At 68.6% G+C, this 23,904-nt stretch carries 24 protein-coding genes; 15 read left to right on the top strand and 9 right to left on the bottom strand.

Going from position 1 to position 23,904, the window contains the following annotated elements; all coding sequences use genetic code 11:
• Positions 1-2: 2 nt before the first annotated feature.
• The 9 genes from JC881_RS14170 to JC881_RS14130 form a co-directional block, all read right to left on the bottom strand.
• Positions 3-1,001: an ABC transporter permease gene (locus JC881_RS14170; protein ID WP_198786340.1), complete on the bottom strand. Its 999-nt coding sequence runs from the start codon at positions 999-1,001 to the stop codon at positions 3-5.
• Positions 998-1,912 (bottom strand): ABC transporter permease, encoded by a 915-nt coding sequence (locus JC881_RS14165; RefSeq protein WP_198786438.1) that lies wholly within the window; start codon positions 1,910-1,912, stop codon positions 998-1,000. The genes JC881_RS14170 and JC881_RS14165 overlap by 4 nt, the downstream gene beginning before the upstream one ends.
• Before the next feature lie 74 nt (positions 1,913-1,986).
• Complete coding sequence (locus JC881_RS14160) at positions 1,987-3,498, bottom strand: sugar ABC transporter ATP-binding protein (RefSeq protein WP_198786339.1); 1,512 nt, start codon at positions 3,496-3,498, stop codon at positions 1,987-1,989.
• A 6-nt stretch (positions 3,499-3,504) separates the two neighbouring features.
• On the bottom strand, positions 3,505-4,533 hold the full coding sequence (locus JC881_RS14155) for an ABC transporter substrate-binding protein (protein ID WP_198786338.1): 1,029 nt from the start codon (positions 4,531-4,533) through the stop codon (positions 3,505-3,507).
• A gap of 110 nt (positions 4,534-4,643) precedes the next feature.
• Positions 4,644-6,170, bottom strand: a complete 1,527-nt coding sequence (locus JC881_RS14150) for a UxaA family hydrolase (RefSeq protein WP_198786337.1) — start codon at positions 6,168-6,170, stop codon at positions 4,644-4,646.
• A gap of 2 nt (positions 6,171-6,172) precedes the next feature.
• Positions 6,173-7,570 (bottom strand): TRAP transporter large permease, encoded by a 1,398-nt coding sequence (locus JC881_RS14145; RefSeq protein ID WP_198786336.1) that lies wholly within the window; start codon positions 7,568-7,570, stop codon positions 6,173-6,175.
• Between the two features lie 45 nt (positions 7,571-7,615).
• Complete coding sequence (locus JC881_RS14140) at positions 7,616-8,173, bottom strand: TRAP transporter small permease (RefSeq protein WP_198786335.1); 558 nt, start codon at positions 8,171-8,173, stop codon at positions 7,616-7,618.
• Between the two features lie 92 nt (positions 8,174-8,265).
• The gene (locus JC881_RS14135) at positions 8,266-9,279 is read right to left on the bottom strand and encodes a sialic acid TRAP transporter substrate-binding protein SiaP (protein ID WP_198786334.1); all 1,014 of its coding nucleotides are present in this window, start codon (positions 9,277-9,279) and stop codon (positions 8,266-8,268) included.
• A 60-nt stretch (positions 9,280-9,339) separates the two neighbouring features.
• Positions 9,340-10,047: a FadR/GntR family transcriptional regulator gene (locus JC881_RS14130; protein WP_198786333.1), complete on the bottom strand. Its 708-nt coding sequence runs from the start codon at positions 10,045-10,047 to the stop codon at positions 9,340-9,342.
• A gap of 133 nt (positions 10,048-10,180) precedes the next feature.
• On the opposite strand from JC881_RS14130, the gene JC881_RS14125 reads away from it, so the two are divergent.
• From JC881_RS14125 to JC881_RS14055, 15 genes are read left to right on the top strand one after another with little or no spacing between them, the layout of a single operon-like run.
• Entirely contained in the window at positions 10,181-10,915 is a 735-nt protein-coding gene (locus JC881_RS14125) for an SDR family oxidoreductase (RefSeq protein ID WP_198786332.1), read from the top strand.
• Positions 10,912-11,658, top strand: a complete 747-nt coding sequence (locus JC881_RS14120; RefSeq protein ID WP_198786331.1) for an SDR family NAD(P)-dependent oxidoreductase — start codon at positions 10,912-10,914, stop codon at positions 11,656-11,658. The genes JC881_RS14125 and JC881_RS14120 overlap by 4 nt, the downstream gene beginning before the upstream one ends.
• 25 nt (positions 11,659-11,683) lie before the next feature.
• Positions 11,684-12,532: a fumarylacetoacetate hydrolase family protein gene (locus tag JC881_RS14115; RefSeq protein ID WP_198786330.1), complete on the top strand. Its 849-nt coding sequence runs from the start codon at positions 11,684-11,686 to the stop codon at positions 12,530-12,532.
• Positions 12,533-12,553: 21 nt separating this feature from the next.
• On the top strand, positions 12,554-13,384 hold the full coding sequence (locus JC881_RS14110; protein ID WP_198786329.1) for an AraC family transcriptional regulator: 831 nt from the start codon (positions 12,554-12,556) through the stop codon (positions 13,382-13,384).
• Positions 13,385-13,437: 53 nt separating this feature from the next.
• Positions 13,438-14,220: a GntR family transcriptional regulator gene (locus JC881_RS14105; protein WP_198786328.1), complete on the top strand. Its 783-nt coding sequence runs from the start codon at positions 13,438-13,440 to the stop codon at positions 14,218-14,220.
• 21 nt (positions 14,221-14,241) lie between these two features.
• Positions 14,242-15,447, top strand: a complete 1,206-nt coding sequence (locus tag JC881_RS14100; RefSeq protein ID WP_198786327.1) for an ABC transporter substrate-binding protein — start codon at positions 14,242-14,244, stop codon at positions 15,445-15,447.
• Between the two features lie 13 nt (positions 15,448-15,460).
• On the top strand, positions 15,461-16,333 hold the full coding sequence (locus JC881_RS14095; RefSeq protein WP_198786326.1) for a branched-chain amino acid ABC transporter permease: 873 nt from the start codon (positions 15,461-15,463) through the stop codon (positions 16,331-16,333).
• The gene (locus tag JC881_RS14090) at positions 16,330-17,310 is read left to right on the top strand and encodes a branched-chain amino acid ABC transporter permease (RefSeq protein ID WP_198786325.1); all 981 of its coding nucleotides are present in this window, start codon (positions 16,330-16,332) and stop codon (positions 17,308-17,310) included. Before JC881_RS14095 ends, JC881_RS14090 begins: the two co-directional genes overlap by 4 nt.
• Entirely contained in the window at positions 17,303-18,064 is a 762-nt protein-coding gene (locus JC881_RS14085; protein ID WP_198786324.1) for an ABC transporter ATP-binding protein, read from the top strand. Before JC881_RS14090 ends, JC881_RS14085 begins: the two co-directional genes overlap by 8 nt.
• Positions 18,061-18,771, top strand: coding sequence for an ABC transporter ATP-binding protein (locus JC881_RS14080; RefSeq protein WP_198786323.1), 711 nt, complete (start codon positions 18,061-18,063; stop codon positions 18,769-18,771). Before JC881_RS14085 ends, JC881_RS14080 begins: the two co-directional genes overlap by 4 nt.
• A gap of 40 nt (positions 18,772-18,811) precedes the next feature.
• On the top strand, positions 18,812-19,768 hold the full coding sequence (locus JC881_RS14075; RefSeq protein ID WP_042580266.1) for a tripartite tricarboxylate transporter substrate binding protein: 957 nt from the start codon (positions 18,812-18,814) through the stop codon (positions 19,766-19,768).
• Complete coding sequence (locus tag JC881_RS14070; protein ID WP_198786322.1) at positions 19,765-21,069, top strand: 3-isopropylmalate dehydratase large subunit; 1,305 nt, start codon at positions 19,765-19,767, stop codon at positions 21,067-21,069. Before JC881_RS14075 ends, JC881_RS14070 begins: the two co-directional genes overlap by 4 nt.
• Positions 21,066-21,578, top strand: coding sequence for a LeuD/DmdB family oxidoreductase small subunit (locus tag JC881_RS14065; protein ID WP_198786321.1), 513 nt, complete (start codon positions 21,066-21,068; stop codon positions 21,576-21,578). The genes JC881_RS14070 and JC881_RS14065 overlap by 4 nt, the downstream gene beginning before the upstream one ends.
• Positions 21,568-22,899 (top strand): MmgE/PrpD family protein, encoded by a 1,332-nt coding sequence (locus tag JC881_RS14060; RefSeq protein ID WP_198786320.1) that lies wholly within the window; start codon positions 21,568-21,570, stop codon positions 22,897-22,899. The genes JC881_RS14065 and JC881_RS14060 overlap by 11 nt, the downstream gene beginning before the upstream one ends.
• Before the next feature lie 32 nt (positions 22,900-22,931).
• Positions 22,932-23,900 carry a Bug family tripartite tricarboxylate transporter substrate binding protein gene (locus JC881_RS14055; protein ID WP_198786319.1) on the top strand — a complete coding sequence of 323 codons (969 nt, stop codon included), beginning with the start codon at positions 22,932-22,934 and terminating at the stop codon, positions 23,898-23,900.
• Positions 23,901-23,904 lie beyond the last annotated feature (4 nt).

The following is a 23,904-nucleotide window of genomic DNA, read 5'->3' as shown; positions in this document are numbered from 1 at the left end:
CTTCAGCGGCCCGGGCGACCGCTTGCCAGCACGATGACCGCGATGATGATGACGCCGGTCAAGAGCATGCGCAGCCCCGGCCCGGCGCCGACGGCGTTGAGCAGCGCCACCAGCAGGAACATGAACATGGCCGCGCCCCAGATGCCCGGCACGCTGGGCCGCCCGCCCGCCACGGCCGTGCCGCCGATGACCACCACGGCGATGGTCATGAGCAGGTACTCCTGCCCCTGGTCCAGCGAGTTGCCGCCCGAGAAGCCCGCGATCAGCGCGCCGGTCAGGCCCGCGAGGCCGGCGCAGATCACGTAGGCCAGGAGGCGCGTGCGCTCCACATGGAGGCCCGCGAGCTGAGCGGCCCGGCGGTTCTGGCCCACCGCGGCGATCGAGCGGCCGAGCACCGTGCGCTCCAGCATCACCGCCACCAGCACCGTGACGGCCAGCGCCACGATCGCCACCAGCGGGATGCCCGCCACGCGCTGCGCCATCAGGTCCGAGAACAGCGCGGGCGGCTTCATCTTCAAGCCGCGCCCCACGTTGATGGCCACCGACATCACGATCAGCGAGGCCGCGAGCGTGGCGATGATCGGCGGAATGCGCAGCAGCCGGATCAACCCGAAGTTGAACAGGCCCACGCCGATGCCCACGGCGCCCGCCGCCAAGAGGCCCGGCACCAGCATCGCGTTGCTGCCGTCCATCACGATCATCGCGGCCGCGCCCGAGAGCGCGATGGTCGATGGAATCGACAGGTCCGCATTGCCCGGCCCGACGCTGATCACCAGCATCTGCCCGAGCGAGACCAGCACCGTGAAGGCCGAGAACGCCAGCGCCGCGGTCAGCAGGTCGCCCGAGCCCTGGCCGTGCCCGCTCCACACCGTCGCGCCCCAGGCGAGCACTGCGGCCACGCACGAGCCCAGCCACGGGCGGTTGCGCGCAAGGCGCTTCCATCGGGCAGGCGCCGGGCCGGCAGCTGCAGCGGCGGCGATGCGTTCGTTCGCCGCGCTCATCGCTTGCCTCCGAGCAGGTCGATGGCGGCGCGCAGCGCGAGCACCGCCACCAGGATCAGGCCCTGCATGCCCACCTGCCAGTCGGGCGCGATGTTCAGGAAGGTCAGGAACGAGGCCGCCAGCGTCACCGTGAGCGCGCCGATGACCGCGCCCACCGGCGCCACCTTGCCGCCCGCGAATTCCGCGCCGCCCAGGATCGCCGCCGCGATCGCCACCAGCGTGTAGCGCGAGGCGATGTTGGCATCGGCCGAGGTGGCCTGGCCCACCAGCATCAGGCCCGAGCAGACGCCGAAGACGCCGGCGATCGCATACACGCCGGCGCGCACGCGCACCATGTTCCAGCCCGCGCGCGCAATGGCGCCGGGGTTGCCGCCCAGCCCGCGCACCAGCGTGCCGAAGGCGCTGCGCGTGATCAGCAGGTGACCCACGATGGCCGTGGCGATGGCCATCCAGATCGGCATCGGCAGGAGCGGCGTGCGCCAGCTCATCGCGGCGCGCAGCCACTCGGGCGCCGTGCCGCCGGGCGTGGGCAGCAGCAGCACGGCGCAGCCCAGCCACACGAACGAGAGCCCGAGCGTGACCACGATGGACGGCAGTTGCCTGGCCTGGATCACCGCGCCCGCCAACGCATAGACGCCCACCGCCGCGACCAGTGCCAGCACCGCGAGCGCCGGCTGCGCGGGCATCAGCGTGGCGCCGATGCAGGCCACCAGCGACACGAACGGGCCGATGGACAGGTCCAGGTCGCTCACCGCCAGGATCATCATCTGCGCGAGCGTGGCGAACATCACCGGGATCGCCAGGTTCAGCAGCAGGTTGATGCCGAAGTAGGACATCGCGCGCGGCTGCTTCAGGAATACCGCCGCGAGCAGCAGCGCGAGCGCCACGGCCGGCAGCAGCGCATGCAGGATCGCCACGCGGCGCGCGGGATGGCGGCCGTTGCGCGAAGCAACCGCGGCAACCGTGGGGACTGCCGGAACCGCGCTCATGCCGCGGCCTCCTCGAAGGAAAGTGCCACCACGCGCTCCTCGCTGATGTCGTCGCCGGCCAGTTCGCCAACCACGCGCCCGTTGCTGAACACGTAGACGCGGTCGCAATGGTGCAGCTCGTCGAATTCGGTCGTGTACCAGACGAAGGTGCGCCCGCCCCGGGCCTCCTGGCGGATGAGCGCGTACACGTCGCGCTTGGTGCCGACATCGACGCCGCGCATCGGGTCGTCCATCAAGATCACCGGCGCCCGGGAGCCCAGCGCCCGCGCGAACAGCACCTTCTGCTGGTTGCCGCCCGAGAGCGAGCCGATGGGCAGGTCCATGTCGGGCGTGACCAGGCCCAGGCGCTGGCGCCATTGCTGGGCCTGCTGCTGCTCCTGCTTCAGGTCGATCAGCGGGCTGCGGGCGCGCAGTTGCGCGAGCCAGCCCACCGTCATGTTGCGGGCGATGGACCAGAGCGCGAACACGCCGTCGGTCTGCCGGTCGCCGGCCACGAACGCGGTGCCGCCCTGGACGCGCATCGCGTCCGTGTTCCTGTGCTGCGAGGTTTCCTGCAGCGCGAGCAGCATCTCGGTCTGCCCGTGCCCGGCCAGCCCCGCCAGGCCGATCACCTCGCCGCGCGCCGCGCGCAGGGCGATGCCGCGCTGCGGGGAGGCCCGCACCTGCACCACGTCCTGCACGGTTTGCGCGTGGCCGCCGCCCGTGCGCGTGCGAGCCGCCGCGGCCTGTGGCGCGTCGTTGACCACCGCCTGCCCCATCGCCGAAACCAGCCGCTCTCGGTCGGTCTCGGCGGTCGGCGTGGCCCGCACCACCTGTCCGTCGCGCATCACGACCAGCCTGTCGGTCACCGCGAAGATCTCGCGCAGCTTGTGCGTGATCAGCACGCAGGTCTTGCCCTCGGCCACGAAGCTGCGGATGTAGGCCAGCAGCTGCGCGGCGGCCTGCCCGTCGAGCGAGGAGGTCGGCTCGTCCAGGATCATCAATTCGAGCGGCTGCGCGCCCGGCGTGAATGCGCGCGCCACCTCCACGATCTGGCGCTTGCCGATCGGCAGCTCGCCCACCACGTCGTCGGGCCGCAGGCCGTGGCCCGGGAAGATGCGCTCCAGCGTGGCCATCAGCTGCGCGCCCGCGCGCTTGCGCCAGGCCCACTCGGCCGACTGCGGCTGCGCGATTCGCATGTTCTCCGCGAGCGTGAGGTTGTCGCACAGCGACAGTTCCTGGAACACGCAGCGCAGCCCCCAGCGCCGCGCCTCGCGCAGGCTCCACGCGGCGCCGTCCGCCGGCCGGCCGGCAAAGTGCAGCTCGCCACGGTCCGGTGCCAGCGCGCCGCACAGGATGTTGACCAGCGTGGACTTGCCCGCGCCGTTGTGTCCGACCAGGCCCACGCATTCGCCGCGCCGCAGTTGCAGGTCGACACCGCGCAGCGCCTGAACGGCGCCGAAGGCGCGCGCGGCGCCGCGGACATCGGCCAGCACCGAGCCCGCGAAAGCTTGCGATGAGACTTGCATCGCGGCTTACTTGGCCTTGGCAATGAAGTCGATGACTTCCTTCTGCGAGTACTCGACGTTCACCACGCTGCCGACCTCGGTCTTCTTGACCGCATCGTCCAGCGTCTCTTGGGTCACCACGCTGATCGGCAGTTTCATGTCCTTGGGCACCTTGGCGCCCGAGAGGATCTGCTGCGCCACCCAGAAGGCGAAGGTCGAGGCGCCCGGCGCGATGCTGGCCGACATGGTCTGGTACTTGTTGGCGTCGCGCTGCTCCTTCCACCACGCAAGCTCGTCCTGCCGGTTGCCCATGAAGATCACCGGCGTGGGCCGGCCCGCGGCCTTGAAGGCCTGCGCCACGCCGTAGCCGTCGCCGCCCTGCGTGGCCACCGCCGTCACCTGCGGCAGCGTCGAGAGGATGGCCGACACCTCCTTCTGCGCCACGGTCTGCGTCCAGTTGCCGTGCACCGAGCCGACGATCTTGTACTCGGGCCGCTTGGCCACGGCCGCGGTGATGCCCTGGTGGATCTCGTCGTCCACGAACACGCCCGCCAGGCCCCGCACCTCCAGCAGGTTTCCCTTGAGCCCGCGGCTGGCGAAGTAGTCGATCTGCATCTGGCCCAGTTGCTTGAAGTCCACCGCGATGCGGTAGGCGCAGGGCTCGGTCACGATGCCGTCGAACGACACCACCACGATGCCCGCGTCGCAGGCCTGCTTGACCGCGCCGTTCAGGGCGGTGGGCGATGCCGCATTGATCACGATGGCGTCGAAGCCTTGCAGGATCATGTTCTGGATCTGCGCGGCCTGCTCGGTGGCCTGGTTCTCCGAGGTGGTGAAGCTGGGCGCCTGCGCCACCACGCCCTTGGCGACCGCGTCCTTGGTGACCTTGTCCCAGCTCTTGAGCATGGCCTGTCGCCACGAGTTGCCCGCGAAGTTGTTCGACAGCGCGATCTTCCTGGCCTTGGTGTCGGCCGCGCTGGCCGGCAGGTGCAGTGCGGCGGCGCCCAGCACGAGCGCGGCGGCCAGTGCGGTGGATGAGAGTCGGATCTTGTTCATGGGGTTGTCCTTCTTTGGCTGAAGCCGCTGTCCCGACTCCAGTTGTCTCCTGCGGATGCCCGTGGTGCGATGACGCGCCGGCCAGAGCGCGGCATCAAGGCGGTGTGGGGTTACATGACGGCGCCGACCTGCCACGGCACGAATTCGTTCTGCCCGTAGCCGTGCTGCTCGCTCTTGGACTGCGTGCCCGAAGCGGTGGCCAGCACCAGCTCGAAGATGCGCTGCCCCATCTCCTGGATCGAGGCCGTGCCGTCGACGATCTCGCCGCAGTTGATGTCCATGTCCTCTTCCTGCCGCTGCCACAGCGCCGAGTTGGTCGCGAGCTTGAGCGAAGGCGAGGGCGCGCAGCCGTAGGCCGAGCCGCGGCCGGTGGTGAAGCAGATCAGGTTCGCGCCGCCGGCCACCTGGCCCGTCGCGCTCACCGGGTCGTAGCCGGGCGTGTCCATGTAGACGAAGCCGTGCGCGGTCACGGGCTCCGCGTATTCGTACACCGCCTCCAGGTTGCTGGTGCCGCCCTTGGCGACCGCTCCCAGCGACTTCTCCAGGATCGTGGTGAGCCCGCCCGCCTTGTTGCCCGGCGAGGGGTTGTTGTTCATCTCGCCTTCGTTGATCTCGGTGTAGTGCTCCCACCACTTGATGCGGTCCACCAGCTTCTGGCCCACTTCGCGCCTCACCGCGCGGCGCGTGAGCAAGTGCTCGGCGCCGTAGACCTCGGGCGTTTCGCTCAGGATCGCCGTGCCGCCGTGCGCCACCAGCAGATCGACCGCGGCGCCGAGCGCCGGGTTCGCGCTGATGCCCGAGTAGCCGTCCGAGCCGCCGCACTGCAGCCCGATGGTGATGTGCGCCGCGCTGCACGGCTCGCGCTTCACCGCATTGGCGCGCGGCAGCATCTCGTTGATGAGCGCCACGCCCTTCTCGACCGTCTTGCGCGTGCCGCCCGTGTCCTGGATGTTGAAGGTGCGGAAGTTCTCGCCTTCGGCCAGGTGACCGGTCGCGAGCCATGCGTTGATCTGGTTGGCCTCGCAGCCGAGCCCGACCACCAGCACGCCCGCGAAGTTCGGGTGTGTGGCGTAGCCCGTGAGCGTGCGCGAGAGCACCTGCATGCCCATGCCCTCGGTGTCCATGCCGCAGCCAGTGCCGTGCGTCAGCGCGACGATGCCGTCCACGTTGGGGAATGCTGCGAGCGCGGAAGGGTTGGTCCGGCGCGAGAAGTGATCGGCAATGGCGCGCGCAGCCGTGGCCGAACAGTTCACGCTGGTCAGCACGCCGATGTAGTTGCGCGTGGCCACGCGGCCGTCGGCGCGCTTGATGCCCATGAACGTCGCCTCGCGTTTGGCGGGCGCGGGCTTCACGTCGGCGCCGAAGGCGTAGTCGCGCGCAAAGTCCCCCTTGTCCGGCCCCATGTCCAGGTTCTGCGTGTGCACGTGTTCGCCGGGCGCGATCGGCTTGCTCGCGAAGCCGATGATCTGGTTGTAGCGCCGCACCGGTTCGCCCTGCGCAATCGCGCGCATCGCGACCTTGTGGCCCGGCGGTATGAGGCCGCGCACGGCCACGTCCTCGACGAGCGTGCCGCCGAGCAATTGCGAGCGCGCGATGACGACGTCGTCGGCGGGATGGAGTCGGATGTAGGGGGTCATGGTCAGAAGAACATCTTGGGCAGCCACAGCACGAGCTTGGGCATGTAGGTGATCACGCCCAGGCTCAGCAAGAGCGGCACCAGCCACGGAAGAATCGCCATCGTCGTGCGCTCGAAGCTCAGGCCCGCCACGCGCGCCAGCACGAACAGCACCATGCCCATGGGCGGGTGCAAGAGGCCGATCATGAGGTTGAGCACCATCACCAGGCCGAAGTGGATCGGGTCCACGCCCAGCTGCGTGGCAATGGGCAAGAGGATGGGCACGAGGATCGTGATGGCCGCGGTCGGCTCCAGGAAGCACCCCACGAAGAGCATCAGCAGGTTGGCCAGCAGCAGGAACACCCAGGCTTCCTTGGTGAAGCCCAGCACCCACGCGGCGATGTCGGTGGTCACGCCCGTGGCCGTGAGCATCCAGCCGAAGATCGATGCCGCCGCCACGATGAAGAGCACCGTGCTCGTGGTCTCGATGGTGTCCAGGCACACCTTCACGAACATCTTCCACGAGAGCGTGCGGTACCACGCGAACCCGAGGATCATGGCCCACACGCAGGCCGCGATGGCGCCCTCGGTGGGCGTGAAGAGGCCCGTGGTCATGCCGCCGATCAGCAGCACCGGCGTCATGATGGGCAGCAGCGCCTCGAAGTTGAAGATCTTGTCCAGCACGAAGAGCGAGGCCAGCCCCGCGAACACCGTGAGCTGCGGTGGCGTGCCCAGCTTGACCACCAGCACCCACAGCAGCATGGGCCAGCCGATCACCACGGCCAGCTCCATCAGCGCCTTGAAGAGCCGGGTGCGCGAGAACTTCACGTCCGCGCCCCACTTGTTCTTGTGCGCGTAGTAGGCCACCGTGAGCATCATGAGGACGGCGAGCATCGCGCCGGGCAGGATGCCCGCCAGGAACAGCGCGCCCACCGACACGTTGGCCATCATCCCGTAGATCACGAAGGGCAGGCTCGGCGGAATGATCGGGCCCAGCGTGGCCGAAGCGGCCGTCACGCCCACGGCGAACTCGGTCGAGTAGCCGTGCTCCTTCATCGCCTTGATCTCGATGGTCCCCAGGCCCGCGGCATCGGCGATGGCCGTGCCGCTCATGCCCGCGAAGATCACCGAGCCCAGCACGTTCACGTGGCCCAGGCCCCCCTTGAGCCAGCCCACCAGCGCGAGCGCGAAGTTGTAGATGCGGGTGGTGATGCCGGCGTTGTTCATCAGGTTGCCGGCCAGGATGAAGAAGGGCACCGCGAGCAGCGGAAAGCTGTCGATGCCGCTCACCATCCGGTGGATCACCACGAAGGGCGGCAACGTGCTGTCGCTCACCAGGATGTAGACCAGCGAGGCGCCGGCCATGGCGATGGCCACGGGGATGCCGCCGGCCATGAAGAACAGGAAGATGATTTTCAGCATGGGTCTTTTTCTTGGCGTTGCAGTGCGTGGTCAGCGGTCGCGCGGTCAGTGGTCGGACAGCGTCGACTCGGGGCGCTCCAGCACGCTGTAGCCGCGCTTCCAGTGGATGCGCAGCACCTGCAGCGAGCGCCACGCCATGGCGGCGAAGCCGAAGACGCACAGCGCGTACACCACGTTCATCGGCAGGTCCACGATGGTCATGCGCGTCTGGTTGCCGATCTTCATCATCATCTGGATGGTCATCACCACGGCCGCCACGAAGAAGGCGGTGCGCAGCACGTCCACCACCATCGAGAGCACGCGGCCCATGGCGCGCGGCATGTGGCGGTAGAAGAAGTCGACCTGGATCTGGTTGTTCTTCGCCACCCCCACCGCCGCGCCGATGAAGACCACGCCGATGAGCATGTAGCGCGCCACCTCCTCGGTCCAGGCGGCCGAGTCGTTCATCACATAGCGCGTGACGAACTGGTAGAAAACCGTGAGGCCCAGGAGCCAGAAGATGGCCAGCGAGATCCAGCCCTCGGCGATGGTGTCCGACAGGTCGACCACCTCGTCCTGCGCATGGAAGTGGCCTTCGTCGTCGATGATCTTTTGTTCAGTCATACAGATCCAGATGGTGCGATGGGTGTTTCATGGGGATACCGAGGAACCGGCTTTGCCGGGCCTCAGGTATCGCCCCCTGCAAGGGGGTTAGCTCACTTGATGGCGAGGATGCGGTCGTAGTCTTGCTGGCGGTAGCCTTGGTCGGTGGGCTTGGTGGCTTTCAGCACCGCTTCGCGGAACGCGTTCTTGTCGACCGTGATCACGTTGTTGCCCTTCTTCTTGAACTCTTCCACCAGCCGCGCCTCGGAGGCGATGATTTCGCGGCCGGTCTTCTCGGCGGCCTCCTGCATCACGTCGGTGAAGATCTTCTTTTCATCCGCCGAGAGCTTCGCCCACAGCTGCCCCGAGCAGATCGTGAGCAGCGAATCGACGATGTGGCCCGTGAGCGAAATGTTCTTCTGCACCTCGAAGAACTTCTTGGCCTCGATGGTGGGCAGCGGGTTCTCCTGCGCATCGACCGTGTTGTTCTGCAGGGCCAGGTACACCTCGGCGAAGGCGATCGGCGTCGGGTTGGCGCCCAGCGCCTTCGGGAAGGCGAGGTAGGCCGGCGCGTCGGGCACGCGGATCTTCAGGCCCTTCATGTCCTCGGGCTTGCTCACCGGCCGCGCGGCGCTCGATGTCACGTGGCGCGCGCCGTAGTAGCTCAGCGCGGTGATGTGGTTGCCGCTCTTGTCGTCGTAGCCCTTGGCGAGCTCGTTGAACACGTCGCTCTTGGCGTACTTCAGCTGGTGCTCGGCGTCGCGGAAGATGAAGGGAAAGTACGAGATCGCCAGCGGCGTGTAGGTGCGCCCCGCGAAGCTCGCGCCCGACAGGATGATGTCCACCGTGCCCAGCGTCAGGCCCTGGTTGATGTCGGCTTCCTTGCCGAGCGTGGAGGCCGGGAACACCTGGATGTCGTACTTGCCGTTGGTGCGCTTCTTGATCTCCTCGGCCGCCCACACCGAGTACTTGTGGAAGGGCTCGGAGGTCTCGTAGACGTGGGCCCACTTGAGCTTGGTCTGAGCCGAGGCGATGCCCGAAACGCCCAGTGCGCCGGCCGCGAGGGCGCAGGCGGCCAGGGCCTTGAGGGCGGTGCGTTTGCTGTTCTTGCTGCTGTTGCTGGTCATGTGGCTTGTCTCCGTTGTAGTCATGGCAGAAAAAATTCAGGTAAACCGCTGGCGAAAAAATCAGGAAGGCTTCGCGCGTCGCCAGCTCGCGCTGAATCGCTGGTGCGACTTGTCCATGTGCGCGTGCATCGCGGCACGTGCCCCCTCGGCGTCGCGGGCGGCCACCGCATCGCGGATGGCCTCGTGCTCGGAAATGGCCGAGCGCCAGGAAGAAACGTTCTCGAAGTAGCCGCCCAGGCGCGTGAAGATCGGGCCGTTGCGCGAGTCCCAGAAGTTCTGCACCGTCTCCACCAGCACCGCGTTGCCGCTGGCATTGACGATGGACAGGTGAAAAGCGCGATCGCCCTCCAGCGGCATCACCTTGCGGTCGGCCATCTCGCGCATCACTTCGATGGCGCGCGTCATCGCATCGACGTCCTTGCGCTTGCCGGCGAGGGCGGCGATGGCGGCCGTCTCGCCCTCGATCACGCGGCGCGCGCGGATCAGCTCGAGCGGCCCCCATTCGGTGGGCGCGACCGGCGCGGCGGCCCGGTGCGAGCGGTCGAGCACGTACACGCCCGAGCCCGTGCGCACCTCGACCCAGCCCTCGACTTCGAGCGCGATCAGCGCCTCGCGCACCGAGGGGCGGCTCACGCCCAGCTGCTTGGCCAGGTCGCGCTCGGCGGACAGGCGCGCGCCCACGGCGAACTCGCCCTTGGCGATCAGCGCGCGCAGCTGGTCGGCGATCTGGCGATAGAGGCGCTGGGGTTCGACAGTCTGGAGGGGCACGAGGGGAGCGAGGGGTGGGTGAACGAACAGGGTTAAGGGTTGTCCTGAATTGGACAAGTGGTAAGGCCAATTCAGAATACGATGTGCCGCCCGTGTCACCCATCGGGCCAAACCCGAATTGGAGACAGACACCATGCGATTGAAGGGAAAGACCGCGCTCGTCACTGCCGCCGGCCAGGGCATCGGCCACGCGAGCGTGCTGGCGCTCGCCGCCGAAGGCGCCCAGGTCTGGGCCACCGACGTCAACGAGAAGCTGCTGGAGCGCTACGCCGGCGTCGCGAACGTCACGGCCGTGAAGCTCGACGTGCTCGACAAGGCCGCCATCGGCGGGCTGTTCGCCAGGCTTCCCGCGCTGGACGTGCTCTTCAACTGCGCGGGCGTGGTGCACAACGGCACCATCGAGCAGGCGAGCGACGACGACCTGGCCTTTGCCTTCGCGCTCAACGTGCGCGCGCAGATGTGGACCATCCAGGCCGTGCTGCCCGGCATGCTCAAGGCCGGGCGCGGCAGCATCATCAACATGGCGAGCGTGTGCTCCAGCATGAAGGGCCTGCCCAACCGCTTCGTCTACGGCACCACCAAGGCCGCGGTGCTCGGCCTCACCAAGAGCGTGGCGGCCGACTACGTGACCAAGGGCATCCGCTGCAATGCGGTGTGCCCGGGCACGGTCGATACGCCGTCGCTGGGCGACCGCATCAACGCCAACGCCGACCCCGAGGAGGCGCGCAAGGCCTTCATCGCGCGCCAGCCGATGGGCCGGCTCGCGCAGGCCGAAGAAATCGCGCCCGTGGTGGTGTTCCTCGCGAGCGACGAATCGATCTTCGCGACCGGCCAGTTCTTCACCGTCGACGGCGGCATCACGATATGAACCAGCTCGACTTCACCGGCCGGCACGCGGTCATCACCGGCGGCGCCACAGGCCTGGGTTTGGGCATCGCGCAGCGGCTGGTGGCATCGGGCGGCAGCGTCACGCTGTGGGACCGCGACGAGGCGGCAGCCAACCATGCCGCCGAGGCGCTCGGCGACAAGGCCTTCGCGCTGAAGGTCGATGTGTCGCAGCAGCCCTCGGTCGCCAAGGCCGTGGCCGCGACGCTCGCGCACGCGGGGCGCATCGACGCGCTGGTCAACAGCGCCGGCATCACCGGTCCCAACGTCAAGCTGTGGGACTACCCGGTGGACGACTGGCGCCAGGTGATGGAGGTCAACATCAACGGCGTGTTCCTGTGCTGCCGCGAGGTGGTCGGCCAGATGCGCAAACAGGGCTACGGGCGCATCGTCAACATCGCCTCGGTGGCGGGCAAGGAGGGCAACCCCAACGCCAGCGCCTACAGCGCGAGCAAGGCCGCCGTCATCGGCATCACCAAGTCGCTCGGCAAGGAACTGGCCGACACCGGCATCCGCGTGAACTGCGTGACGCCCGCGGCGGTGAAGACCGCGATCTTCGACCAGATGACGCCCGAGCACATCGCGTTCATGTTGTCGAAAATACCCATGGGCCGATTCGGCGCGGTGGAGGAGGTGGCCGCGATGGTCGGCTGGCTCTGCACCGAGGATTGCTCGTTCTCCACCGGCGCGGTCTTCGACCTGTCGGGTGGCCGCTCCACTTATTGATCATTCAATGCACTGAAAGGAAAGCATGAAACTCGTCCGTTACGGCAACCCCGGCAAGGAGAAGCCCGGCCTCATCGACAGCGAAGGCAAGCTGCGCGACCTGAGCGCCATCGTCAAGGACATCGGTCCCGACCAGCTCGGCGATGCCGCCATTGCCAAGCTGCGCAAGACCAAGCTGGACAAGCTGCCGCTGGTCAAGGGCAAGCCGCGCCTGGGCAGCCCCGTGGCCAACGTCGGCAAGTTCATCGCCATCGGCCTGAACTATGCGGACCACGCGGCCGAATCGGGCCTGCCGGTGCCCAAGGAACCCGTGGTCTTCATGAAGGCCACCAGCTGCATCCAGGGCCCGAACGACCCGGTGATGCTGCCCAAGGGCTCGGTCAAGTCCGACTGGGAAGTCGAGCTCGGCGTGGTCATCGGCACCCAGGCGCGCTACGTCTCGCAGAAGAGCGCGCTCGACTACGTGGCCGGCTACTGCACGATCAACGACGTGAGCGAGCGCGAATACCAGATCGAGCGCGGCGGCACCTGGGACAAGGGCAAGGGTTGCGACACCTTCGGCCCGCTCGGCCCGTGGCTCGTGACGCGCGACGAAATCGAGAACCCCCAGAAGCTCGCGATGTGGCTCGACCTCAATGGCCAGCGCGTGCAAACGGGCAGCACCAAGACCATGATCTTCACGGTCGCCAAGATCGTGAGTTACGTGAGCCAGTTCATGACGCTGATGCCCGGCGACGTGATCACCACCGGCACGCCGCCCGGCGTCGGCATGGGCATGAAGCCGCCGCTGTTCCTGAAGAAGGGCGACGTGATGACGCTGGGCATCGAGGGCCTCGGCGAACAACGCCAGGAAGTGATTCCCTTCAAGCTCTGATCCTCTGCGATCATCCGGCGGATGAAGACGCCGCCGGACCATCGATCGCAGGTGTTCGGCACGCCCTGGGAGGGCGTGCACGGCACCGCGATCGAGAGTGCCCGCCACTACGGCCGGCACTGGCATTCCACCTACGGATTGGGCCTCTTGGAGCAGGGCGCGCAGCGCTCGGCCAGCGGGCGCGGCAAGGTCGATGCGTATGTCGGCGATTTGATCGCCACCAACCCCGGTGAAGTGCATGACGGCCAGCCGCTCGGCGGGCCGTCGCGCCGTTGGCGCATGGTGTATTTCGATGCCGGCGTCATGGCCGCGATGAATGGCGATGTCGCCGCCGATGTGGCGTTGACGCGTCCCGTCATCCAGGACGCAAGGCTCGGCGACACATTGCGCCGCCTGTTCACCCGGCTCGACGATTGGCGCATCGCCTCGCCGGACGCGCGCCGCGCCGAATCGCTCGCCTGCGAAGAATCGATGGCCGAAGTCTGCGGCCTGCTGCGAGACAACCACTCCACCGCCGCGCCTTCGCGCGAAGCATCCGCCGACGTGCGGCAGGTGCGCGAGCGCCTCGCCGACGAACTGCTCGCGCCGCCCACGCTCGCCGAACTCGCCGCGATGACGGGCCTGAGCACCTACCAGGTGCTGCGGCGCTTCGAGAAAACGTACGGCGTGCCCCCGCACGCATGGCTCGTGCTGCAGCGCAGCGAACGCGCGCGCCACCTGATCCGCCACGGCGCCGGTCTTGCGGAGGCCGCGGCGGCCAGCGGCTTCGCCGACCAAAGCCACATGACGCGCATCTTCACGCGCCAGTTCGGTTTCACCCCCGGCGCCTGGCAGCGCGGCCTTCGGTTTTAAATGTCCCATTGACAGAACATTGAAACTGCAAAAACATCAAAGGCATGTCGCAAATGCCTTTGCCGAAATACCACCAGATCTATCTGGTCCTGCGTGAGCAGTTGCACGAGGGGCGTTTTGCGGAAGGCCTTCCCGGCGAACTGGCGCTCATGGCGCAGTTCGGCGTGGCCCGCGTCACGGTGCGCCGCGCGCTCGAGCAGCTCTCCTCCGAAGGGCTGATCGAACGCAACCCCGGCCGCCGCACGCGCGCATTGCCGCCACCGGCCGCCGGTGAACAGCCGGGCACGAAGAACCTGGAGCGCGCCAACCTGCGCGGCCTGCTGGAGAACCTGGTCACCATGGGCCTGCACACCTCGGTGAAGGTGATCGAGGTCGCGACCATCACCGCCTCCACGCAGGTGGCCGAGGCGCTGCAGCTGAAGCTGGGCGACGCGGTGCAGAAGGCGGTGCGCGTGCGCGCCACCAAGGAGGGGCCGCTCTCCCACATCACCACCTACGTGCCCGACACCATCGCGCGCCGCTTCGGCCGCCGCGAGCTCTCCAAGAAGCCGATCCTCGTGCTGCTGGAGGAGTCGGGCGTCAAGGTGGGCCGCGCGCATCAGACGATCTCCGCGCGCCTGGCCGACAACGTGATCGCGCAGCACCTGGATGTCTCGGTCGGCTCGGCCCTGCTCGCGGTGCGCCGCCTCATCTACGACGAAGACGAGCGGCCCGTGCAGTGGCTGCACGGCCTCTACCGCCCCGACCGCTACACCTACGAAATGCAGCTCTCCCGCGTGGGCAGCATCGACGCGAAGGTGTGGGTCAGCAAAGACGTGTCAGCCCAGTTCAACTGAAGAGAAAAAGGAAAGCCCACCATGCAGAACCGCCGCAGTTTCGTGTCGCAGTCCGCCGCCCTGGCGACCGCCGTTGCCTTCCCGCTCGTGGCCGGCGCGCAGCCCAAGGCCGTCAAGGTCGGCGTGCTGCACCCGGTCACCGGCGCGCTCGCCTATTCGGGCCAGCAGTGCCGCCTCGGCGCGCTCATGGCCATCGAGGACATCAACGCGGCCGGCGGCATCAAGTCGCTCGGCGGCGCGAAGCTCGAAGCGCTGCTGGGCGATGCGCAGTCGCAGCCGCAGGCCGGCGCCGCCGAGGTCGAGAAGATGAACGAGGCCGGCGTCTCGGCCATCGTGGGCGCGTATGCCTCGGCCATTTGCCTCGCAACCACGCAGGCCGCGGCCAAGTACAACCTGCCGCACGTGGTGGACGTGGGCGTGGCCGACCAGATCGTGGAGCGCGGCCTGAAGAACACCTTCCGCTTCGGCCCGGGCTACAAGAAATCGACCGAGGTGGCCATGGCCAACCTGCTGGTGCTCAACAAGGCTGCGGGCAACCCGGCCAAGACCGTGATGATCATCCACGAGGAGTCGCTTTTCGGCGCCGGCACCGCGCAGCTGCTCTCGCGCGAGTTGCCGGGCTACGGCTTCGAGGTGAAGGAAGTGGTCAAGCACGCGAACCCCACGCGCGACTTCAACAACATCGTGCTGCGCATGAAGTCGATCAACCCCGACATCGTGATCCCGGCCAACTACTACAACGAGTACGCGCTGCTCGTGCGCACCATGCAGCAGCAGAAGGTGGTGCCCAAGGCGATCTTCTCGGTGCTGGGCGGCGCGGCCTCGAGCTACAAGTTCGTGAAGGAATTTCCGGACGCGGCCAACGGCATCATCGACTGCAACCACTGGTTCAACCCCAAGGACAAGCGCGCGCAGGACCTGCGCAAGCGCGTGGAGGCCAAGGGCCAGTTCTTCAGCTACGAGGTCTTCATGACCTACGCCTCGATGTGGCTCTTGGCCGATGCGCTGGAGCGCGCCAAGTCCACCGAGCGCGCGGCCATCGTCGATGCGCTGGAGAAGAGCACCTTCTCGAACCACTTCATGCCCTACGGCCCGACCAAGTTCGTCAACGGCCAGAACGAAGGTGCGCAGCCGCTGATGACGCAGGTGGTGAAGAACGACATCAAGGTCATCATCCCGCGCGACTACCGCGAAGTGGACCCGGTGTTCCCGCTGCGCGCGGCCTGAGGCGGAAGGCGGGATGTTCGATTTCGGCATTCTTTTCCCGTCGGTCCTGAACGGGCTGACGACGGGCGCGGTGTACGCACTGATCGCGCTGGGGCTCACGCTGATCTACGGCGTCCTGCACATCATCAACTTCGCGCACGGCGCCAGCCTGATGCTGGCGCTGTACGCGGTGTACTTCCTGAAAGAGAAGCTGGGCATCGACCCCTACCTCGCGCTGCCCATCGTCGTGCTGGGCATGTTCGCGCTCGGCTATGCGCTGCAGCGCGTGGTCATCAACCGCGCGGGGCACGGCAAGGACGAGAACATCCTGCTGGCCACGCTCGGCATCGCGATCGTCATGGAGAACCTCGCGCTGCTGTTCTTCAAGTCCGACACGCGCAACATCGACACGGCCTATTCGCTCACCACCGTCGCCATCGGCCCCGCGATGATCGCGGTGCCCAAGCTCGTGGCCTTCGCGGGTGCGCTCGTGGTCTCGGGCATCCTGTTCTGGATCATGGGCCGCACCGACCTGGGCCGCGCCATCCGCGCGGTCGCGAAAGAGAAGGAGGGCGCCAAGCTCATGGGCATCGACGTGGACCATGTCTACGCGATGAGCTTCGGCATCGGCCTCGCGTGCCTTGGCGCCGCCGCGTGCTTCCTGCTGCCGGCGTACTACGTCAACCCGCAGGTGGGCGGCGGCTTCGTGCTGGTGGCCTTCACCATCGTCGTGCTCGGCGGCATGGGCAGCTTCGTGGGGGCGCTGATCGGCGGCTTCCTTGTGGGCATCGTCGAATCGCTCGGCGGCCTGTACCTCGGTGAATCGCTCGGGCAGATCGGCATCTTCGCGATCTTCATCGGCGTGGTGCTCTTCAGGCCGCAGGGCATGTTCGGAGCCAAGGCATGAACGCGGGCGCAAAGCAACTCGCGGGCATCGCGCTCTTCGCGGTGCTGGTCGCGTGCGTGCCGTTCGTCACCAAGTCGGGCGTCACGCTCAACTTCGTGATGATGGCGCTCTATGCCACGCTCATCGCGCAGGCCTGGAACATCCTGGGCGGCTTCGGCGGGCAGTTCTCGTTCGGGCATGCGCTGTTCTTCGGCACCGGCGCGTACATCCAGGCGATTGCTCAGCTGCAGGGCGGCATCAACGCCTGGGTCGCGCTGCCGCTGGCCATCGTCGGCGCGGCGCTGGTGGGGCTCTTCATGGGTGCGCTCACCTTCCGCTACGGCCTGAAGGGCTCGTACTTCGCGCTCGTCACGCTGGCCTTCGCCGAGGTGTTCCGCATCCTCGCGCTGTCGGTCGATTTCACCGGCGGCGGCGTCGGGCTCATGGTGCCGCTGCGCGAATCGGTGGGCAACCTGCAGTTCTCCTCGCGTGCGGGTTACCTCTGGGTGGTGCTCGCGATGGTCGTCGCGGCGCTGCTGGTCACCTGGTGGCTGCGCAACGGCCGCTTCGGCGCGTACCTGCAGGCGGTGCGCGACAACGAAGACGCCGCGCGCGCCGTCGGCGTCAATCCGTTCCGCGTGAAGCTCGGCGCCATCGGCCTGTCGGCGGCGTTCATGGGCGCGGCGGGCGCCTTCTACGTGCAGGTGTTCCAGTACATCGACGCGGGCATCGCCTACGGGCCGGCCGTGTCGATCGAGGCGCTGGTCGCGGCCATCGTCGGCGGCATGGGAACGATGTGGGGCCCGGTGCTCGGCGCGGTCGTGCTGCACCTGCTGTCGGACCTCACGCGCAACCTCTTCGGCGAACTGCCGGGCATCAACATGGTGATCTACGGCACGGTGCTGGTGCTCATCGTCATCTTCGTGCCGCGCGGCATCGCGGGCATCGGGCTGTCGGTGCGGCAGTTGTGGAAGCCGAAGGGAGGCCGCCATGACTGACGCCCTGCTGGCCATCGACGGCCTCTCGCGCTCCTTCGGCGGCCTCAAAGCCGTGCAGAACGTGAGCCTCTCGGTGCGCGAGGGCAGCCTGAGCGCGCTGATCGGCCCGAACGGCGCGGGCAAGACCACGCTGTTCGCGTTGATGTCGGGGTTCCTGAAACCCGACACCGGCACCGTGCGCTTCGCGGGCGAGGACATCACCGGCCGCGAGCCGCACCGCAACGCGGCGCTCGGCATGACCCGCACCTTCCAGATCGTGAAGCCCTTCGCCGCGCAGACCGTGCGCGAGAACATCGCCGTCGGCGCGCACCTGCATGTGCGCGGCCGCGCCGAGGCGCTGCGAAACGCCGAAGCCGTCGCGCTGCGCGTGGGCCTCGCGCCGCAGCTGGACAAGCCCGCATCCGACCTCACCGTGGCCGGCCGCAAGCGCCTCGAACTGGCGCGCGCGCTCGCCACCAAGCCGCGCCTGCTGCTGCTCGACGAAGTGCTCGCGGGCCTCAACCCGCAGGAGATCGCCGAGATGATGCCGGTGGTGCGCGGCATCGCCGACAGCGGCGTCACCGTGCTGATGATCGAGCACGTCATGCAGGCCGTGATGCACCTGGCCGAACACGTGTGGGTGCTCGCGCAGGGCCAGCTGATCGCCGAGGGCAGCCCGGCGCAAGTGACCTCCGACGACAAGGTCGTCGAAGCCTATCTGGGCCATGGCACCGCGGCGCGGTTGCGCAAGGCCGCATCGGGAGTCGAGGCATGAGCGCGCTTCTGGAGATTCAAGGCCTGCGCGGCGGCTACGGCCGCGTCGAGGTGCTGCGCGGCGTCGACCTCGCGGTGAACGCGGGCGAGATGGTCGCGCTGCTCGGCAGCAACGGCGCGGGCAAGTCCACGCTCAACAAGATGGTCTGCGGCCTGTGCCCCGCCTGGGGCGGCACGGTGCGCTTCGACGGCAAGGACCTGAGCGGCGCGCACTACCGCGATGTGGTGAAGGCCGGCCTCATCCAGGTGCCCGAAGGCCGCAAGGTGTTTCCCAACCTGAGCGTGCTGGAGAACCTGGAGCTGGGCTCCTTCACCCGCGCCCGCGAGCGGCGCGTGGCCAACGTCGAGAAGATGTTCCACATCTTCCCGCGGCTGCGCGAGCGCATGGCGCAGCACGCCGGCACGATGAGCGGCGGCGAGCAGCAGATGCTGGCCATCGCGCGCGGCCTCATGGCCGAGCCGGTGCTGCTGATCCTGGACGAGCCCTCGCTCGGTCTTTCGCCGCTCTTGGTCGAAGAGATGTTCTCGCTGATCCGCAACTTGCGCGACGGCGGCCTCGCCGTGATGCTGGTCGAGCAGAACGTGGGCCAGTCGCTGGAGATCGCCGACCGCGCCTACGTGCTGGAGAACGGCAGCGTGCGCTTCTCGGGCCTGCCGGGCGAACTGCTCGGCAGCGACGAACTGCGGCGCGCCTACCTGGGGCTCTGACCCCCGCGAAACACCCCCGATTTCCCCCGGAGAACAACACATGAAAAGACGCGACATCCTCCTCTCGTCGCTGGCCGCGGCATGGGCCGGCGGCGCCTTCGCGCAGATCGGCAATGCGCCGGTGCGCATCCTGGTGGGCGCGCCCGCGGGCGGCTCGACCGACACGCTCGCGCGCTCGCTCGCCGTGAGCATGGGCCCGGCGCTCGGCCGCACGGTGATCGTCGAGAACCGGCCCGGCGCGGGCGGCAACATCGCCGCCGATGCGGTCGCCAAGGCCGCGCCCGATGGCAACACGCTCCTGATGAGCTTCACCAGCCACGCGATCAACGCCACGCTCTACCCGACGTTGCCCTTCGATCCGGTGAAGGACTTCACCGCGCTCACCTGCGTGGCGACCTCGCCCTCGATCCTCGTGGCGCACCCGTCGTTGCCCGCCAAGGACGTGCGCGAGCTCATCGCGCTCGCCAAGGCGAAGCCCGGGCAGCTGAACTTCGCGATCGGCGCGGTGGGCTCCTCGCTGCACATGGCGGGCGAGGCTTTCAAGATGCAGTCGGGCGTGGACATCGTGAACATCCCCTACAAGGGCACCTCGCCCGCCGTGCAAGACGTGCTCGCGGGCCAGGTGCAGCTGATGTTCGCGGCCGTGGGCAACGTGAAGGCGCACATCCAGGCCGGCAAGCTCAAGGCGCTGGGCGTGACCACGGCCAAGCGGCTGCCGGCCTTTCCGAACGTGCCGGCGATTGCCGAGGCGCTGCCGGGCTACGAGTCGAGCGCGTGGTTCGGCCTCTTCGGCCCCGCGCACATGCCCGCCGACCGTGTGAAGCAGATCGGCGATGCCGCGCGCCACGCGCTGCAGCAGGCCGACATGCGCCAGCGGCTGGACACCGAAGGCGCCATTCCCGTCGGCAATTCGACCGAACAGTTCTCCGCTTTCGTGCAGAGCGAGATCACGCGCTGGGCCAAGGTGGTCAAGTTCTCGGGAGCCAAGCCGGAATGACATCGATGGCTCCAACCCGCGCGCCGGCGCACGCGCAGACGCAGAAGCAGACGCTGGCGCAGAAGCTCATCGCACGCGCAAGCGGACGCGAGCGGGTGTCGGTGGGCGAGATCGTCACCTGCGGCGTCGACCTGGCGATGTTCCACGACTCCTCGGGCCCGCGGCGCCTCAAACCCATGCTCGAGGAACTGGGCGCGCAGATCTGGGACCGCTCGCGCGTGGTGCTGGTCATGGACCACTACGTGCCCGAGCGCGACGACGACTCGCGCCGCATCGTGCGCATCGCGCGCGACTGGGCGCGCGACCAGCAGCTGCCGCACGTGTACGACAGCCAGGGCATCTGCCACGTGGTGGTGCCGCAGCACGGCCACATCCGCCCCGGCATGCTGTGCGTGGGCGGCGATTCGCACTCGCCCACGGGCGGCGCGTTCGGCGCCTACATGTTCGGCATCGGCAGCACCGAGATGCTGGGCGTGATGGTGACCGGCGAGATCTGGCTGCGCGTGCCCGAGACCATCCGCATGTGGTGGGACGGCGCGCTCCCCGCGGGCGTGACCGCCAAGGACATGATGCTGCACATGATCGGCCGCTTCGGCATGAACGGTGGGCGCTACCAGGCGGTCGAGTTCGCGGGGCCGGCGGTCGTCGCGCTGTCGATGCAGGAGCGCATGACGCTCTCGAACATGAGCGCCGAGCTGGGCGCGCAGGCCGGGCTGATCGCGCCCGATGCAACCACCGCCGAATTCCTGGCCGGCGCCGGCGCGCCGCCCGTCGACATGGCGCCCTGGTTCACCGACGAAGGCGCGGCGCTCTCGGACCATCGCTTCGATGCCTCCACGCTCGAGCCCTACGTCGCCGCGCCGCACAGTCCGGCCAACGCGCACGGCGTGAGCCGCTACGTGGGCACGCCGGTCGACGTGGCCTACATCGGCGCGTGCACCGGCGCCAAGCTCGACGACCTGCGTGCCGCCGCGCAGGTGCTGCGCGGCCACAAGGTGGCGAGCGGCATCCGCCTGATCGTGGCGCCCGCCAGCATCCGCGACCAGGAGGCGGCGCGCGAAGAGGGCGTGCTGCAGGTGCTGATGGATGCGGGCGCCGAGCTCTTCCCGACCGCGTGCGGCGCCTGCTCCGGCTACGGCGACCCGATGGGCGACGACGTCACCGTCATCTCCACCACCGCGCGCAACTTCAAGGGCCGCATGGGCTCGCCGAGCGCGCAGGTCTACCTGGGCTCGCCCTACACGGTGGCGGCGGCTGCATTGCGCGGCTGCGTGACCGATCCGCGCGAGGTGCTCGCATGACCGATCAGACCCTGCACCGGGTGTGGCGCCTGGGCGCCGACATCGACACCGACGCGCTCGCGCCGGGCCATGCGATGAAGCACGGCATCGACATCATCGCGAAGCACTGCCTCGAAGCCATCCGCCCCGAGTTCGCGAGCGAGGTGCAGCCGGGCGACGTGATCGTGGCCGGCCCCAACTTCGGCATCGGCTCCTCGCGCGAACAGGCCGCGGCCGTGCTCGTGCAACTGGGCGTGGCGGCGGTGATCGCGCCGTCGTACAGCGGGCTCTATTTCCGCAATGCCTTCAACGTCGGCCTGCTGCTGCTGACCTGCGCAGAAGCCGAATCGCTGGTCGATGGAGAACGCATCGCACTCGACACCCGCACCCCCTCCGTGCGCAATGCCGAAGGGCGCACGCTCGCGTGCGAGCCCGTGCCGGGTTTCCTCATGGACATGGTCGATGCGGGCGGGCTGCTGCGTCTCCTGCGCCAGCGCATGGCCGCGAAGAAAGAAACCGATGCAGCCTGACGCCGACGCACAACGCGCGGTGCTGCAGGCCGTGGTGGCGCTGCACGCGGCACGGCCTGCGTCGGCCAACGCTGCGTCGCAGGCGCGGCGACTGCTGGTCGATACGGCCGGCTGCGCACTCGCGGGCCGGCATGCGGACGAAGTACGGCGGCTCGAAGCGGCGCTCGCGGCCTGCGAGCCCGGCGACTTCGCTTTCCCCGGCGGCGCCGCGATGGGCGTGCAGGCGGCAGCGCAGGTGCTGGCCATGGCCGCGACCTGGGACGAGGCCTGCGAAGGCCACGCGCTCGCGCACGGCCGCCCCGGCGTGCCGCTGGTGGCGGCGCTGCTGCCGCTGGCGTTGCGGCGCGGCGCGAGCCTGGGCGATTTCGTCGATGCCTTCGTGCTCGGCTACGAGGTCGGCGCGCGCTGCGGCGCGTGGCTGCGCATCCGGCCCGGCATGCATGTCGATGCGAACTGGCCCGCGCTGGGCGTGGCGGCGGGTGTCGCGCGCCTGCTCGGCCTCGCGCCGGCGGGCATCGTGCAGGCCATCGACATCGCTGCGTGCCAGCTCGCAACCAGCCTCTATCTGCCGGTGCGCGAAGGCCGCACCGCGCGCAACACCTACCTCGGCCACAGCGCATCGCTCGGGCTTCAATCGGCGTTCGCGAGCGCGGCCGGCATCGACGCGCCCGAAGGCGCGCTGGCCCACTACGCGCAAACGCACTCGGCCGCGACCGCGCAGCCGTTGCCCGATGCGGCGACGTCGCTGCTGCAGGACGCCTACATCAAGCCTTTCGCAGCTGTGCGCCATGTGCACTACGGCGCGACGGCGGCGCGCCAGATCCGCGAGCAGCTAGGCGGCGACACCGCGGGCATCGAAGCCATCGTGCTCACCGTGTACGAAGAAGCCATCGTCTACTGCGGCAACCGCGCGCCGCGCACGCCGATCCAGGCGCAGTTCAGCCTGTCGTTCGGCGTCGCGGCGATGCTGCGCTTCGGCGATGTCGATCCCTCGGTCTATGCCGCGCCGCGCTTCGACGACGCCGAGTTGCGGCGGCTCGAAGCGCTGGTCGTGCTCCAAACCGATGCGGACCTGACAGCGCGAAAGCACCGCGGCGCCACGCTCGCCGTGACACGCGCGGGCGGCACGCTGCAGCACACCGTGGGCACCATCGCAGGCGATGCGGCGCAACCGCTCGACCGCGCGGCGCTTGCCGCCAAGTTCACGCACTACGCCGCCCACAGCGTCGCGGGCCCGAGGGCCGCGCGCTTCTGCGACATCGCGCTCGATGCGCCCGCCGGCACCGCCCTGCGCGCGCTGTGGCAAGCGCTCGCGGCCTGACCCTCTTCCCACTCTTGCAGCCCACCCCCATCATGAAACTCCTGCGCTATCTCGCGAGCACGCTCCTCGTCTGCCTGCCGCTCGCCGCGGCCGCCCAGGCGGGCGATTTCCCGACCAAGGCGATCCGCCTCGTCGTGCCGTTCCCGCCGGGCGGCGCCACCGATGCGGCGGCGCGCCTGGTGGCGGTGAAGATGAGCGAGCACTGGGGCCAGCCCGTGCTGGTGGACAACCGCGCGGGCGCGGGCGGCAACGTGGGCTCCGACATCGTCGCCAAGTCGCCGGCCGACGGCTACACGCTGGTGATGGGCGTGACCGGCTCGCACGCCATCAACACCTCGCTCTACAGCAAGATGCCCTACGACCCGGTGGCCGACTTCGTCGCCGTGAGCCAGGTGGCCGTCGTGCCCAACGTGCTGGTGGTGCATCCGTCGGTGCCGGCGAAGAACCTGGCCGAGCTCGTGGCGCTCGCGAAGAAGGAGCCCGGCAAGCTCAACTACGCGTCGCTGGGCAACGGCACGGCCGCGCACCTGGGCATGGAGATGCTCAAGGCCGATGCCGGCGTGGACATCACGCACGTGCCCTACAAGGGCAGCGCGCCGGCCGTGTCCGACCTGCTCGCGGGGCAGGTGCAGATGATGGTGGACGGGCTGCCGTCGGCGCTGCCGCACGTCAAGGCCGGCAAGCTGCGCGCCATTGCGCTCACGAGCCTGCGCCGCTCGCCGTCGCTGCCCGATCTGCCGACCATCGCGGAAACCTACCCGGGCTTCTATGCCGACGCGTGGTCGGGCCTCTTCGCGCCCAAGGGCACGCCGCAGCCGGTGGTGGACAAGCTCTCGGCCGAGGTGCAGCGCATCCTGAAGCTGCCTGATGTGCGCGAGAAGCTGGCCGCGCTCGGCGCCGAACCGGTCGGCTCCACGCAGGCCGAATTCACCGCTCACGTCAAACGTGAGATCGACAAATGGGCCAAGGTCGTCAAGGCCAGCGGCGCAAAGGTTGACTGACCCC

The sequence above is a fragment of the Variovorax sp. IB41 genome, assembly GCF_016405905.1.
In the GTDB taxonomy this organism is placed as follows: domain Bacteria; phylum Pseudomonadota; class Gammaproteobacteria; order Burkholderiales; family Burkholderiaceae_C; genus Variovorax.
The sequence above is the reverse complement of the archived record's forward strand: the minus strand, read 5'-3'. Positions and strand labels throughout refer to the sequence as shown.

Bases quoted from the DNA above. Each gene is read 5' to 3' on its own strand.
- JC881_RS14170 (WP_198786340.1), bottom strand. From the start codon at position 1,001: ATGAGCGCGGCGAACGAACGCATCGCCGCCGCTGCAGCTGCCGGCCCG.
- JC881_RS14160 (WP_198786339.1), bottom strand. From the start codon at position 3,498: ATGCAAGTCTCATCGCAAGCTTTCGCGGGCTCGGTGCTGGCCGATGTC.
- JC881_RS14155 (WP_198786338.1), bottom strand. From the start codon at position 4,533: ATGAACAAGATCCGACTCTCATCCACCGCACTGGCCGCCGCGCTCGTG.
- JC881_RS14150 (WP_198786337.1), bottom strand. From the start codon at position 6,170: ATGACCCCCTACATCCGACTCCATCCCGCCGACGACGTCGTCATCGCG.
- JC881_RS14145 (WP_198786336.1), bottom strand. From the start codon at position 7,570: ATGCTGAAAATCATCTTCCTGTTCTTCATGGCCGGCGGCATCCCCGTG.
- JC881_RS14140 (WP_198786335.1), bottom strand. From the start codon at position 8,173: ATGACTGAACAAAAGATCATCGACGACGAAGGCCACTTCCATGCGCAG.
- JC881_RS14135 (WP_198786334.1), bottom strand. From the start codon at position 9,279: ATGACCAGCAACAGCAGCAAGAACAGCAAACGCACCGCCCTCAAGGCC.
- JC881_RS14125 (WP_198786332.1), top strand. From the start codon at position 10,181: ATGCGATTGAAGGGAAAGACCGCGCTCGTCACTGCCGCCGGCCAGGGC.
- JC881_RS14120 (WP_198786331.1), top strand. From the start codon at position 10,912: ATGAACCAGCTCGACTTCACCGGCCGGCACGCGGTCATCACCGGCGGC.
- JC881_RS14115 (WP_198786330.1), top strand. From the start codon at position 11,684: ATGAAACTCGTCCGTTACGGCAACCCCGGCAAGGAGAAGCCCGGCCTC.
- JC881_RS14110 (WP_198786329.1), top strand. From the start codon at position 12,554: ATGAAGACGCCGCCGGACCATCGATCGCAGGTGTTCGGCACGCCCTGG.
- JC881_RS14105 (WP_198786328.1), top strand. From the start codon at position 13,438: ATGCCTTTGCCGAAATACCACCAGATCTATCTGGTCCTGCGTGAGCAG.
- JC881_RS14100 (WP_198786327.1), top strand. From the start codon at position 14,242: ATGCAGAACCGCCGCAGTTTCGTGTCGCAGTCCGCCGCCCTGGCGACC.
- JC881_RS14095 (WP_198786326.1), top strand. From the start codon at position 15,461: ATGTTCGATTTCGGCATTCTTTTCCCGTCGGTCCTGAACGGGCTGACG.
- JC881_RS14090 (WP_198786325.1), top strand. From the start codon at position 16,330: ATGAACGCGGGCGCAAAGCAACTCGCGGGCATCGCGCTCTTCGCGGTG.
- JC881_RS14085 (WP_198786324.1), top strand. From the start codon at position 17,303: ATGACTGACGCCCTGCTGGCCATCGACGGCCTCTCGCGCTCCTTCGGC.
- JC881_RS14080 (WP_198786323.1), top strand. From the start codon at position 18,061: ATGAGCGCGCTTCTGGAGATTCAAGGCCTGCGCGGCGGCTACGGCCGC.
- JC881_RS14075 (WP_042580266.1), top strand. From the start codon at position 18,812: ATGAAAAGACGCGACATCCTCCTCTCGTCGCTGGCCGCGGCATGGGCC.
- JC881_RS14070 (WP_198786322.1), top strand. From the start codon at position 19,765: ATGACATCGATGGCTCCAACCCGCGCGCCGGCGCACGCGCAGACGCAG.
- JC881_RS14065 (WP_198786321.1), top strand. From the start codon at position 21,066: ATGACCGATCAGACCCTGCACCGGGTGTGGCGCCTGGGCGCCGACATC.
- JC881_RS14060 (WP_198786320.1), top strand. From the start codon at position 21,568: ATGCAGCCTGACGCCGACGCACAACGCGCGGTGCTGCAGGCCGTGGTG.
- JC881_RS14055 (WP_198786319.1), top strand. From the start codon at position 22,932: ATGAAACTCCTGCGCTATCTCGCGAGCACGCTCCTCGTCTGCCTGCCG.